This window comes from Heyndrickxia sp. FSL W8-0496, from assembly GCF_038007825.1.
Lineage (GTDB): Bacteria > Bacillota > Bacilli > Bacillales > Bacillaceae_C > Heyndrickxia > Heyndrickxia oleronia.
In genome coordinates this window covers 4,908,463-4,921,717 of record NZ_JBBOXX010000001.1, presented here as the reverse complement: position 1 = coordinate 4,921,717, position 13,255 = coordinate 4,908,463, and the positions used below count along the sequence as shown (strand labels likewise).

17 protein-coding genes are annotated in these 13,255 nt (G+C 34.0%); 16 read left to right on the top strand and 1 reads right to left on the bottom strand.

Annotated features, from left to right (window positions below; all coding sequences use genetic code 11):
* Positions 1 to 12: 12 nt before the first annotated feature.
* The 14 genes from NST63_RS24995 (at position 13) to NST63_RS24930 (ending at position 11,676) form a co-directional block, all read left to right on the top strand.
* On the top strand, positions 13 to 417 hold the full coding sequence (locus NST63_RS24995) for a F0F1 ATP synthase subunit epsilon (RefSeq protein ID WP_058005277.1): 405 nt from the start codon (positions 13 to 15) through the stop codon (positions 415 to 417).
* Positions 418 to 541: 124 nt separating this feature from the next.
* Positions 542 to 793, top strand: coding sequence for a DUF1146 family protein (locus NST63_RS24990; RefSeq protein WP_071977538.1), 252 nt, complete (start codon positions 542 to 544; stop codon positions 791 to 793).
* 276 nt (positions 794 to 1,069) lie between these two features.
* Complete coding sequence (locus NST63_RS24985) at positions 1,070 to 1,813, top strand: YwmB family TATA-box binding protein (protein ID WP_212945100.1); 744 nt, start codon at positions 1,070 to 1,072, stop codon at positions 1,811 to 1,813.
* Positions 1,814 to 1,845: 32 nt separating this feature from the next.
* Entirely contained in the window at positions 1,846 to 3,153 is a 1,308-nt protein-coding gene (gene murA, locus NST63_RS24980; protein ID WP_071977539.1) for a UDP-N-acetylglucosamine 1-carboxyvinyltransferase, read from the top strand.
* 339 nt (positions 3,154 to 3,492) lie between these two features.
* Positions 3,493 to 4,503 carry a stage II sporulation protein D gene (gene spoIID, locus NST63_RS24975; RefSeq protein ID WP_212945101.1) on the top strand — a complete coding sequence of 337 codons (1,011 nt, stop codon included), beginning with the start codon at positions 3,493 to 3,495 and terminating at the stop codon, positions 4,501 to 4,503.
* Positions 4,504 to 4,866: 363 nt separating this feature from the next.
* Positions 4,867 to 5,703, top strand: a complete 837-nt coding sequence (locus tag NST63_RS24970) for a M23 family metallopeptidase (protein WP_341044005.1) — start codon at positions 4,867 to 4,869, stop codon at positions 5,701 to 5,703.
* A gap of 391 nt (positions 5,704 to 6,094) precedes the next feature.
* Positions 6,095 to 6,358: a sporulation transcriptional regulator SpoIIID gene (gene spoIIID / locus NST63_RS24965; protein ID WP_058005282.1), complete on the top strand. Its 264-nt coding sequence runs from the start codon at positions 6,095 to 6,097 to the stop codon at positions 6,356 to 6,358.
* Between the two features lie 316 nt (positions 6,359 to 6,674).
* Entirely contained in the window at positions 6,675 to 7,676 is a 1,002-nt protein-coding gene (locus tag NST63_RS24960) for a rod shape-determining protein (RefSeq protein WP_058005283.1), read from the top strand.
* A gap of 33 nt (positions 7,677 to 7,709) precedes the next feature.
* A complete protein-coding gene (locus NST63_RS24955) occupies positions 7,710 to 8,522 on the top strand; it encodes a flagellar hook-basal body protein (RefSeq protein ID WP_278890818.1) in 813 nt (270 codons plus the stop codon).
* Between the two features lie 27 nt (positions 8,523 to 8,549).
* A complete protein-coding gene (locus tag NST63_RS24950; protein ID WP_212945104.1) occupies positions 8,550 to 9,383 on the top strand; it encodes a flagellar hook-basal body protein in 834 nt (277 codons plus the stop codon).
* Between the two features lie 28 nt (positions 9,384 to 9,411).
* The gene (locus NST63_RS24945; protein ID WP_058005286.1) at positions 9,412 to 9,684 is read left to right on the top strand and encodes a DNA-directed RNA polymerase subunit beta; all 273 of its coding nucleotides are present in this window, start codon (positions 9,412 to 9,414) and stop codon (positions 9,682 to 9,684) included.
* Positions 9,685 to 9,955: 271 nt separating this feature from the next.
* The gene (fabZ, locus tag NST63_RS24940) at positions 9,956 to 10,381 is read left to right on the top strand and encodes a 3-hydroxyacyl-ACP dehydratase FabZ (protein ID WP_058005287.1); all 426 of its coding nucleotides are present in this window, start codon (positions 9,956 to 9,958) and stop codon (positions 10,379 to 10,381) included.
* Positions 10,382 to 10,722: 341 nt separating this feature from the next.
* Complete coding sequence (locus NST63_RS24935; RefSeq protein ID WP_212945105.1) at positions 10,723 to 11,073, top strand: hypothetical protein; 351 nt, start codon at positions 10,723 to 10,725, stop codon at positions 11,071 to 11,073.
* 219 nt (positions 11,074 to 11,292) lie between these two features.
* A complete protein-coding gene (locus NST63_RS24930) occupies positions 11,293 to 11,676 on the top strand; it encodes a hypothetical protein (protein ID WP_058005289.1) in 384 nt (127 codons plus the stop codon).
* Between the two features lie 200 nt (positions 11,677 to 11,876).
* Here the strand turns inward: NST63_RS24930 and NST63_RS24925 are convergent, their stop codons facing one another.
* A complete protein-coding gene (locus NST63_RS24925) occupies positions 11,877 to 12,311 on the bottom strand; it encodes a YwpF-like family protein (protein WP_341044003.1) in 435 nt (144 codons plus the stop codon).
* Between the two features lie 231 nt (positions 12,312 to 12,542).
* Here NST63_RS24925 and NST63_RS24920 point away from each other — a divergent pair, with 231 nt between their 5' ends.
* Together NST63_RS24920 and NST63_RS24915 are read left to right on the top strand one after the other, a co-directional pair.
* On the top strand, positions 12,543 to 12,893 hold the full coding sequence (locus tag NST63_RS24920; protein WP_058005291.1) for a single-stranded DNA-binding protein: 351 nt from the start codon (positions 12,543 to 12,545) through the stop codon (positions 12,891 to 12,893).
* A 17-nt stretch (positions 12,894 to 12,910) separates the two neighbouring features.
* The gene (locus NST63_RS24915) at positions 12,911 to 13,069 is read left to right on the top strand and encodes a hypothetical protein (RefSeq protein WP_158022243.1); all 159 of its coding nucleotides are present in this window, start codon (positions 12,911 to 12,913) and stop codon (positions 13,067 to 13,069) included.
* The last annotated feature ends 186 nt before the right edge of the window (positions 13,070 to 13,255 follow it).

Sequence of the window (13,255 nt, the reverse complement as noted above, 5' to 3'; positions counted from 1 at the left end):
GGAGGATCAAAAATGAAGACATTAAAAGTCAGTATTGTCACTCCAGACGGCCCAGTGTATGATTCTAATGTTGAAATGGTAAGTACAAAAGCCCAAAGTGGTGAATTGGGTATTTTGCCGGGACATATTCCAATGGTTGCACCACTTCAAATCGGTGCTGTACGACTAAAAAACGGCAATAACACTGAGCTAGTAGCAGTAAGCGGTGGGTTTCTTGAAGTACGTCCAGAGCAAGTAACCATTTTAGCTCAATCAGCTGAAAAGGAAGAAAGCATTGATATTGAACGTGCGAAAGAAGCTAAGTCACGTGCAGAAAGTCGCATTCAATCAAACCAAGCAGATATTGATCAAGTGCGAGCAGAATTAGCATTGAGACGTGCAGTCAATCGGATTAATGTTTACGAACATCGCTTCTAAATTGCTTAAAACACCTTCTGATAGTTTCTGTCAGAAGGTGTTTTTAAAAAAGTATTTATTTCTTGTTGCTTGCAATGTTTACAAGAAATAGATTGCTTTGAAAATGAAAGGATGTAAAAAAATAATGGATGTAAGCTTTGGTCAACAAGCATTAACTAATATTATTTCACATTTGTTTTTTATATGCCTTACATTTTGGGCATTAGGCGCATTAAATTTTGAAAAGCTACTAAAGCCTAATCGTGTATTGCAGGCTAGACTCTTATATATTTTCATCACTATTGCAATAGGTTCTTCAATTAGTAATTTCTTTTTAGACTATCTACTTTGGTCCAGGCAGCTTCCTCTTATTCTTGATTTCGTCATTAATTTGTAATAAATAGACCAACTTTCCTATTTTCAAATGAATAAATATTGATTATGATTTGATTTAATGTTGTCATTTTAGTGTTACTTTTTCAGTGGAAAAACGTCTAAATAGTGATGCTAAAAAATAGCTGTATGGCAACCATTAAGGGACTTAAAATGTCCACCTTTTCAGCTGAGTTTACTAAATAAGAGCTTATAACCATTGTCAAAAGATGACGACTTTTCCCAAGTATGTACTCTTCTCTACTGGTAAAGACTTTTACTAAGGAGAGGGGAATTTAATATGAAAAAAAATAAGACTTACTTTCTAGTTATTGGAATTATTATTTGTTTTGTATTTATCATTATTGGGAATAAGATGGTATCTGCTACAGTTACTACCGATTTAGAAAAATTGGCTGAAGCGATTAAAAATGAAAAAGGGAAGATAACTGGATGGTCTCTATATACAAGAGAAACCATTGATATTTCCTCTAATGAGGAGTGGTTAGCTCAGGTTCAAAGAGTAAAAAAACAATATCCCGCTTATGATTGGAAGTTAAGTACTGAAAATGATGAATTAATAGCAATTGGTTTTTCAAAAAAAAGGGATTATGTCGAAACAATAAAAATATTGTCGACCCCAACAAAAAATCAACCGCAATCGTATTTAATATATGAGGTTAAAGGAACTGTTTGGAATAATCAAATTGGGATAAAAATCAATAAAAGAACCAGTGAAAAAATGGAAGTTTTATTTAAACAGAAACCTGTAGTTTTCTCTTGTATTAAAGGCGAATTCAGTGATAAAATTGATAAGGTTTTATCCTCAAAATTATCTAATTTAATGACAAGCTTAAAAGCTAAAGAAGAAGAAGCATTAATGGAAAAAGATTTTTATTCTATTTCTGCCTATTCATCAAAATTAGAGCAATCAATTCCTACTAGGAATCATTCGATGAATATGCAAATTGGTTTAAGAAAAAAAGGATTGGGCGCCAATACGAGCATTGTAATTGGCACACCTATCATAACGATTGAATATTAATATAGAGAAAATGGACGCGGAGGGGAATACTTTTGGAAAAAATCATCGTCCGCGGCGGAAAAAGGCTTAACGGTACGGTTCAAGTTGAAGGTGCAAAAAATGCTGTACTGCCTGTTATCGCTGCATCATTGTTAGCTAGTGAAGGAATAAGTGTTATTCGTGATGTACCATCACTCTCCGATGTATATACAATTAGTGAAGTGTTACGCTATTTGAATGCCGAAGTAACGTTTCAAGAAAATAAAATTACTGTAGATGCATCAAGAGAGTTATTAATTGAGGCTCCATTTGAGTATGTACGTAAAATGCGTGCTTCTGTACTTGTTATGGGACCATTATTAGCAAGAACAGGAAGAGCTCGTGTAGCATTACCTGGTGGTTGTGCAATAGGATCAAGACCGATTGATTTACATCTTAAAGGTTTTGAGGCTATGGGTGCTAAAGTAAAGGTAGGAAATGGTTTTATAGAGGCTGAATCAGAAGGGCGTTTACGCGGGGCTAAAATTTATTTAGATTTCCCAAGTGTTGGTGCTACGCAAAATATTATGATGGCTGCAACTTTAGCTAATGGAGTAACTACTCTTGAAAACTGTGCAAAGGAACCAGAAATCGTAGATTTAGCTAATTATCTAAATAAAATGGGTGCGGTCGTTAAGGGAGCAGGAACTGGTACCATTCGTATTGAAGGTGTAGAACGACTATATGCTGCTGATCACACGATTATCCCTGATCGAATTGAAGCAGGTACATTTATGATCGCTGCTGCTATTACAGGAGGGAATGTACTTGTAAAAGGAGCAGTTCCAGAGCACTTAACATCATTGATTGCTAAGCTTGAGGAAATGGGTGTAGTGATCATTGAAGAAGATCAAGGTCTACGAGTTATTGGTCCAGAGAAGCTCAAAGCAGTAGATATTAAAACAATGCCACATCCAGGATTTCCAACAGATATGCAATCACAGATGATGTCTTTACTAGTCGTTGCAGAAGGTACTGGAATGATAACGGAAACGGTATTTGAAAACAGATTTATGCATGTTGAAGAGTTTCGTCGGATGAATTCTGATATTAAAATAGAAGGACGTTCTGTAATAATCAATGGTCCGTGTCAGCTTCAAGGTGCAGAAGTATCAGCTACTGATTTACGCGCTGCAGCAGCACTAATTATTGCTGGCCTAAGGGCAGAAGGTTATACAAGAGTGACAGAACTTAAACATTTAGATCGAGGTTATTTAAATTTCCATAATAAATTAGCTGCATTAGGAGCAGATATTGAACGTGTTAATGATGAAGTAGAAATTTCAAATGACTCGAAACAATTTCTTTCAGAACAGATTTAAACCAATAGAAGATTTTCATAATGGTTATTGACCTCTTGAAGGAGCAAAGATTATTTGCATAGTGCAAAATAATCTTTGCTCTTTTTTGTTGTCCACTAAATGATAAAATTTTTCGTTGTAGTGTATAAAAACTGTGTGTACCACACAAAAAGCAGAAAATGATGTAAAGATTTTGAACCGAATTAAAAATAGATCATCCTTATTCTTGCCGAGACAGAATAAATGGTTTTCCGCAAGTGTTTGTTTTAGCCTTCAAAGTACGAGAATTACTTGTCATAAAAGCTTGTCCATCTCCATATGAATGGAATGTAGTGTATAAAAATATAGGAGGCATCAAGCATGAAGCAATATAAACTCATTATACTTATTACAGTCCTTGTTCTAGTCGTATCCTTCACCATTCCAACCCTACTTGTACTTCCCTACTCTTCCGGAAAAGCAAGTGGCAAGCTTGATGACAATGTAAAAAAGCCAAAATCAAATATTGTTACACCATCCATAGAGGTGTCAGTATATCGGGATCAAAGTCAAAAAGTTGAAACATTGCCTCTTGAAGAATATGTTGTAGGCGTTGTAGCCTCAGAGATGAATGCTGACTTTGAAGAAGAAGCGTTAAAGGCCCAAGCTTTAGCTGCAAGGACGTTTATTATTAGGCATCTGTTATTAGGTGGGAATAGTGACCTTCCTGAAGGGGCTAATATTACAGACACGATCAGTGATCAAGTCTTCAAAAATAAAACTGAGCTAAAAAAACAATGGGGAGATGAATATAATTGGCGATTAAAAAAGATTACAGATGCAGTAAAAGCAACATCTGGTGAAATATTAACATATAACGGAACGCCAATTGATGCCGTATTTTTCTCAACAAGTAATGGGTTTACTGAAAACTCTGAGGAGTATTGGTCTAGTGCTATCCCTTATTTAAAAAGTGTAGAAAGCCCTTGGGATAAAAATTCACCAAAATTTCAAAGCCAAAAAACCATTAGTGTCACTGATTTTGAAAGTCAGTTGGGTGTCAAACTTAATGGAACTGATATTGGGGCTATTACATCATTAACAAAAGGGAAACGAGTCAGCACGGTTATGATAGGGGGAAAGAAGTTTACTGGAAGAGAAGTTCGTAGTAAGTTAAACCTGCGATCATCTGATTTTCAATGGATTAGAAAAGGGGATAATATAATTATAACAACGAAGGGTTACGGACATGGAGTGGGAATGAGCCAATATGGAGCAAATGGAATGGCTGAAAAGGGGATGAACTATAAAGAAATTGTAAAGCATTATTACCAAGGTGTTCAAATTGATTCTACTAAACCGTTTTTAGAAAAAGTAACAGCGAAAAAATAATAGAAATGAAAAATAGCTTGTAAAGTCTACAAGCTATTTTTTTGTTGTCAAAATGACCATTTTATTAAGGGACTTTTCTCAAACAATGTTGCAAAATAGGTAAAGTTATTACTAATAAATATCTGCTAAGAACGCTAATCTCCTTCATTTCACTGAGATAAGAGCTACAAACCCTCCGATACTTTATTAGGTCTAAAAGCCCGCAGGAGGCATTTACAAAAGCCACAAACTATATGAAAAAGCCTTTAATAAAAAATGCATATTTTTAATAACTATGTCGAATACTAAAGACTTTAAAATTTTTTTCGAAATAATGTATATATTTGCTCATTTGTGTTCAAAATGGTTGCTGAGGTGATGAAAATGAGAGAGGAAGAAAAGAAACTAACTTCTCGAAAAAAAGGTACAAAAAACTTTTTTAAAAAGCGTTGGGTTTATCCTGCTATTTATCTAGCAAGTGCTGCATTAATCATTACAGCAATCTTTTGGTACCAATCAGCAGGAAATCAATCAGCAAAGGATGAATTTGGCTATCAAGGGGATAAACTAGGCAAAGATGGATATAAAAATCCTGCGGTTGAAGTAAACAAATCTGTAGAAAACTTCAAGTGGCCAGTAAAAAATGAAAAGCAGGCCCAAATTGAAAAAGAATTCTATGACGCAAATGCATCAGAAGAGAAGCAAGAGGCTGCGATGATAGTTTATGGATCTACTTATGAACCAAATCGTGGTATTGATATTACGATGAAGGACAAAAAGGAATTCCAAGTAGCAGCTGCATTAAGCGGTACAGTTTCTAATATACAAAATGATGATTTATTAGGAAATGTAATAGAAATTAAGCATGATGATGGTGTTGTGACTCAATATCAATCGGTTAAAGACATTAAAGTAAGTGTAGGAGATAAAGTAAAGCAAGGTCAAGTAATTGCTACCTCCAATACTAGTCAATTAAACCAAGAGGCTGGAACACACTTGCATTTCGAAATTAGAAAAGATAATGTTCCGGTAAATCCTGTATCTTATTTTGGAGAACCACTTTCTTCCATTAAAGAAGTCATGAAGGAAAATGTGAAGGAAGAGCAAAATAATGAAAATGTAAATGGAGAAGCCGACGAAAGCAAATCCAATTCATCAGATGGCGAAAATAAGAAAAATGATGCATTGGATCAAACAGAAAACAAAGATTCACAAGGTTAACAACTACAAAAAAGGGGATATACCCCTTTTTTTATTTGGAAATAAAACTACATAATATAAATTGTTTTATTATATTTTTCAGAAATATTTACATTAGTCTTGTCCTTATTATTGTTTTTGTGCATATATTTTTATCCAAGCTAATAAAATGTTACAAACTTGACAAAAACAAAGAGAGGTTTGAGGTGAGGAATCGTTAACCCATTTCCTATAGATATAGTTGCGTACTTGATTAGTCATTGTAAAATGGAAAGTTATTAATAACTTTCTGCCGCTTTTGAGAATTTCTTTATAAAATTGCAAATCTCACACGCGGAAACTAGCATATTCATTATAAGAGCGAGTCTCATTTCACACTTCTCACACATCCAATTTAGGGAGGGCGAGCGGTGTGCACGATTACATCAAAGAGAGAACTATCAAGATTGGAAAGTATATCGTGGAGACGAGAAAAACAGTTCGCGTCATTGCGAAGGAGTTTGGCGTGTCCAAAAGTACTGTCCACAAAGATTTAACTGAACGATTACCAGAAATAAATCCTGAACTAGCTAATGAGGTAAAAGAAATATTAGATTATCATAAATCAATTCGCCATCTTCGTGGTGGAGAAGCCACGAAACAAAAATATAAAAAGGAAGAATTACAAAGTAATTAATAAATTAAGAAGCAATCTAATAAGGTTGCTTCTTAATTTATATAGTGGACTCTGTAGAACTAGTAGATAATCCATATTATCAATAATGATGTAAAATTATTTCGAAAAAATATAGAATAGGTGCATTTTCCTATTGATAAAGGAAAAGTTTCATAAAAATTTTCCAAATTTTAAACATAAATTTATGACAATTCATTCCTAATATCGACAAAAATATGCTAGAATATTAACTTAGGGAAATAAAAAATTTTGTACATATAAAACTTTACATAAATAAAAAAAATCGCAGGAAAGATGATGGAAGGAGCTTCATTTCATGTTTGCAAAGGATATTGGAATTGACTTAGGAACGGCAAATGTATTGATCCACGTAAAAGGGCAAGGAATTGTATTAAATGAGCCATCTGTAGTAGCTATCGATAAAAATATTAATAAAGTTTTGGCAGTTGGAGAAGAAGCACGTAGGATGGTCGGAAGAACACCAGGAAATATTGTTGCCATTCGTCCATTGAAAGATGGAGTTATTGCAGATTTTGATGTAACCGAAACCATGCTAAGACATTTTATCAATAAGTTAAATGTGAAGGGGTTCTTATCAAAACCAAGAATTCTTATTTGCTGCCCAACGAATATCACAAGTGTTGAGCAAAAGGCAATTAGAGAAGCTGCTGAAAAAAGTGGCGGTAAAAAGGTTTACTTGGAAGAGGAACCAAAAGTAGCAGCCATTGGTGCAGGAATGGATATATTTCAGCCTAGCGGGAATATGGTCGTAGACATCGGTGGTGGTACGACAGATGTTGCGGTACTTTCTATGGGGGATATTGTTACGTCAGCATCTATTAAGATGGCAGGGGATAAATTTGATAATGAGATTCTTCAATATATTAAAAAGGAATACAAGCTCTTAATCGGTGAGCGCACAGCGGAAAATATAAAGATAAATATTGGAACTGTCTTTCCTGGTTCTAGACATGAAGAGATGGAGATTCGCGGTCGTGATATGGTAACTGGTCTTCCGAGAACAATTACTGTTAATTCAAAAGAGGTTGAGTTAGCCCTACGAGAATCCATATCTGTAATTGTTCAGGCAGCTAAAAATGTATTAGAGAAAACTCCTCCTGAGCTATCAGCTGATATTATTGATCGTGGTGTCATTTTAACTGGTGGTGGAGCCTTACTACACGGTATTGATCAATTACTTTCAGAAGAGTTAAAAGTGCCTGTATTAGTTGCTGAAGAGCCTATGGATTCTGTTGCAATTGGTACTGGTATTATGCTTGAGAACATGGATAAAATTGCAAAAGGAAGAATCATTTAATATACAGTAGATGAATGAAGAGGTGTAACTAATATGCTAAGGGGTTTTTATACTGCTGCATCAGGGATGATTACACAGCAAAGAAAAACAGATTTACTTACTAATAATATGGCTAATGCAAATACACCTGGATATAAGAGTGATCAATCAATGATTCGAGCATTTCCTGAAATGCTTTTGCAAAGACTTGATTCAAAAAGCTTACCAGTAAATGACTCGTTATCACTATCTAAGTTTCAACCAATTGGTGGGCTAAATACCGGGGTTTACATGCAGGAAACGATTCCTAAGTTTTTACAAGGTGATTTAAAAGAGACGGAATTAAAAACAGATTTAGCACTTATAGATTTAAATGGGAATACAAGCTCATCATTTTTTAAAGTTCAGGATGCTAGTGGACAAGTAAAATATACACGGAATGGGAATTTTACAATTGATTCTGATGGCTTTTTAACTACAGCTAGCGGCCTTTATGTATTAAATGACCAGAACAGACCCATTCAACTACCTGATGATCAATTTACTGTGAGTAATAACGGGGTAATAACTTCTAATGGTAACCAAGTAGGTCGATTAGGGATTGCATATACCAATAATCCAGATGCCCTTATGAAAGAAGGCGATGGATTATATCGTACAGAGAACGAGGAGCAACTTCCAAACGCTGTAGATAATCAATTCCGTATTCAACAAGGATATATAGAGAGATCGAATGTTGATGTATCACAAACAATGACAGAAATGCTCTCTGCTTACCGGTCTTTTGAAGCCAATCAGAAGGTATTACAGGCATATGACCGGAGTATGGAGAAAACGGTAAATGAAATAGGAAGAGTGAATGGCTAATAGAATGCAATGTGAGGGAATATAACTGTGAATAGATCAATGATTGTCGCATCGAATACAATGAACCAATTGCAAAAACAACTTGACATCATTAGTAATAATCTTGCTAATATTGATACAAATGGCTTCAAAAAAAGAGAAGCTACATTTACCGACCTTTTAGCTCAATCATTTAATAATCAACCGAATAAGAATGAGGAAATAGGGAGATTAACTCCTAATGAAATACGTGTAGGTGTGGGAGCTAAGCTTGCACAGTCACAAATGGTGACAAAACAGGGAAGCTTAAAACAAACGGGTAGACCTTTAGATATTGCCTTTACTAATGAGAGTCAATATATGAAAGTATTAGTTGATAATAATGGAGAAGGTAATATTCGTTATACACGTGACGGTGCACTATATTTGTCACCGATAAATCAAAATGAGATGCTTTTAGTTAATAGTGAGGGCTATCCAGTTTTAGACGAAAATAACCAAATGATTTCGATTAGTGGGAATAGTAGTCAATATACATTTTCATCTGACGGAAGGTTTGAAGTGACCTTAACGAATGGACAAAAGCAGGAATTTAATCTTGGCATTGTATCTGTTAAGAAGCCTCAGTTTCTAGAACAGATGGGCGAGAATTTACTTGGAGTACCTGCAAATGCTGGGGCAACGGTTAATGAGATCCTAACCGAACTAGTTGGACCATTGAGAAATCAAGTTTCGATTCAACAAGGAGCTTTAGAAGGCTCTAATGTTAATTTAAGTAAAGAAATGACAGACTTGATTAATGTTCAACGATCCTATCAATTTCAATCTAAAGCAATTTCGTTATCTGATCAGATGATGGGTCTAGTTAACGGAATTCGTTAAAGAGGTTCAGTTTAAAGGGGTTTTTTCAATGATGGAAAAGGAAATCCACGAAAGTCCGAAAACTCGTGAACAATTAAAAAAAGAAAAGTTAAAAAACAAGCCATCAATGAAGGAAAAGCGAAAAATTCGTATTCGCCTTATCCCTATTTGGTTAAGAATAATAATTGTTGTCATAGCTTTGGTTGCTAGTTTACTTGCGGGTGTTGTTGTTGGCTATGGGGTGATTGGTGATGGAAATCCGATGGATGCATTGAAAAAGTCAACCTGGACCCATATAATTGATTTAGTGAAAAAAAAGTAGGAAAGGATGATTCCTTTCCTTTTTAGGTTTACCTAAAAAAAATGGCTGTTTTCGAATAGTTTGGCATTTGGAAAAATCCTAACTGGTGGCTTCTACATTCTATAAAGGATTCAGTTCAGCGATTCTTATGGAGTTTGTAGCTCTTTCCTCAAAGAAATGAAAGGTATCGCAGTCTATAGCCAATAGTTATTTAGGTAATACTTTACTTAATTAGTTAAATGTTTGTGAAAAGAGCTTAAAAATCTAAACATGAATAAAGGAGATTATTGTAATGTTAGATATTAAACAAATAAAAGAGATTATACCGCATCGTTATCCATTTTTACTAGTTGATCGGATTTTAGAAGTTGAAGAAGGAAAGAGTGCGGTAGGGATTAAAAATGTAACAGGCAATGAGGATTTTTTTAATGGACATTTTCCGGAATATCCAGTTATGCCGGGTGTTTTAATTGTAGAGGCACTTGCACAAGTAGGTGGAGTTGCGATGTTAAAAAAAGAAGAAAATCGTGGAAAACTTGCTTTCTTTACAGGTATAGATAAATGCCGATTTAAGCGCCAGGTTAAGCCTGGTGATCAATTAAGACTAGAGGTAGAGATGATCCGTTTTAAAGGGCCAATTGGCAAGGGAAAGGGCATTGCAACTGTAAACGGCGAGCTTGTTTGTGAAGCAGAAATGATGTTTGCATTAGAGAAATAATTGAAAGGAGAGATCTGTTTTGAGGTAGATCTCTCTTTTTATATTGTTTTTTTATTTATAGAGGCTATTTAGGTAAAGTTTTTGACTATACATATAGGTTGCGTATCGTTAATCCCTTCATTTTAATGAAACAAGAGCTGCAAACTTTTATAAGAATCGCTGAAGCCTTTATTAGGTGTAAAAGCTGGTTGTAGATTTTTATAAAGCAACAAACTATACGAAGTTAGCACCATTTGTATTTTGCTACTAAAGTATTGAATGGAGTTATGACAATTGGGAATAGTAATATCAGGTCATAAATTAAATTCATAATGAAGAACATTTGGAAGGGGATTAGCGAAATGACAAAGTTCATAAAACTATTTGGTGCAACAGTACTTACTGCACTTATGCTTGTAGGGTGTGCAAATAATGATAATCAAAATCCTCCACCGCCCAACGATAATAATGGGGTAAATGATGTTGATAAAAATGATGTAAATGATCATAATACCCCTGATGTTAATGATGACAATAACGATACTGGCGATGGTACTGATGTGGATGATAATAAGTTACATGACAGTGATTTAAACGATAAATCGAATGACCTTAATGATACTGATACAAATGATACTGATAATAAAATTGATAAAGATGATACAGATATAAATATGAATAACAATAAAGATAAAGATAATAATAAGAAATAAAAAGCAGGGGTGTCCCTGCTTTTTATTGTAAATAATGCAGTAATTTATAAATAGTTGCTCAATATTAAAAAATAGAGTAAAATTCATAAATAGTGTTCCTTTTCTATTTACCAAGATTTACAATAATGTTAATGTGATTATGCCTGTTGCAAGGTGTTTAATTATGATATAGTAGAAAATGGTCTAAATAATCTATTATTTAGGGGGTATTTTACATAGATGTTACATTCATTACCATCAGGATTGAAGATAAGTATCTCTCGATCTATTTCAACCGTTTTTGAACAATATATGGAGAAAATTGGTTGGGATGAAAAAAAGTATAATATAGAGGATTTTATTAAACAATGGCAAGTGTATATAAATGAACATGCCTCTTGGTACGATAAGTTGAGTGATGATATTAAAAAGGATCCTTCCTTCCATGAGGAATTAGCTGCCAAGATTAACGAAACCATTCAGAAAATCCTTTCAGAAGCACCAACAGATGAACAAATGAAAACCATTGAAAACCTTCAACGGAAGCATAACAATAAGGACTCCTATTCTTGCAAGATGGAAGCGAAGTTTTTAATTAATTCTCTGAAAAGCAAAACCAAATAGATATAACTTGTGAGCTTTTTTATAAAGGCTCTTTTCGCATGGCTGTTAAGAACCTTATTAGGATATTAGAATATTCCTAAATGATTTTTTTAAAGTAACATATAGTAGAAAAGAGCCTTTTGACATTCATTTTTAAGATAGTGAAACATTATAAAAAGCTCAACGGCAGGAGCTGATAGAGCTTTTTATATAATCCGATATCAATTATTTTTTGATACTGGATATTTAGTCTTTTTACGCATTCGATTTTTAAATTCTGTTAATAAATTGTCACCCGCAAAGCCCTCTTGCACCAACTCGTTTAATAATAACTCCGCATATTCGTTTCTCTTTACATTTAAATGGCCTTCAAGTAACACACTCATATTTTTTTCAAATAGTTTTATACAGCGGATGTGGGTTCTAAATGGAGCTGGATCATTCGCTTCATTTGTTATAATGACTTGTACCTTTAAATCATTGGTCATTTGTTGAGCTGTCCGGAAAAAATCGTAATATTTTTTATCTGTATATGCTTCGATTAGCCAAGTCATTTTTCCATCCTCTTTATTAATAATTAATCCATCTTCTAATACGATGTCTATTATATTTTCATTATCAATGACCTGTAATGAAACAATTTTGAAGGTCTTCATTGAAATTCCTCCTAAGTTATTTGTCAAAATTATACCATAATATATTAAGAACCTGAAAAGGCATGAATAAAAGTATTTTATTACATTCATGTAATTAAAAATGGACTTTTCGCGTTCAAATTTCACCATTTTATAACAAATTCTAACTGCATAACTATATTTCCATCATTTTACCAATTGAATAAATCTAGATATGATAAGGTCAAATAAAGAAAAGGAGATGATTGATGTTTGTTAAATCAAGTGACATTAGTAGGTAGATTAACAAAAAATCCGGAGCTGCGCTATACAATGGAGGGGAAAGCTGTATCAAATGTAACACTTGCCTTAAATCGTCAATATAAAAATAGTTCCGGTGAATATGATGCGGATTTTGTCCTTTGTACGCTATGGAATAAAGCTGCAGAAAATACAGTTAAATATTGTTCTAAGGGTTCTATTTTAGGACTTGTTGGGAAGATTCAAACGAGAAACTATGAAAATCAAGAAGGAAAGAGGGTGTATGTAACAGAGGTTGTTGCAAATTCAGTACAATTTCTAGGTGGTAAACCGTCAGAAGATAGGGAACTGCACACATCATAAATAGAAAGGACATTGGGATGGATGAATTAAAGTTGAGAATAGAAAAATTAGAGAAAGTGGTAGAAGACCTAATCCTTATTTTAGGAAAAGTCAATCAACGTGCTGTTAATCTTTCAATACAAACTAATTATCTAGAGAAACAACTAAATGATGCTAATCAAAATATTACTATCTAAACAAAAGATATTCTCCAATTTCCTCCTCATCAGATAAAAAGAAAAAATAGAACCTCCGATGCCTCCTCATAAAATATGGGGCTGTCTGAAAAAAGGAGTCATACACCACCATTCATTAAATTAAGAAAGCAGACAAAATTTTGATTCAATTGGTGTATGATGATCCCCCTTTTCAGGTTGCCCCAA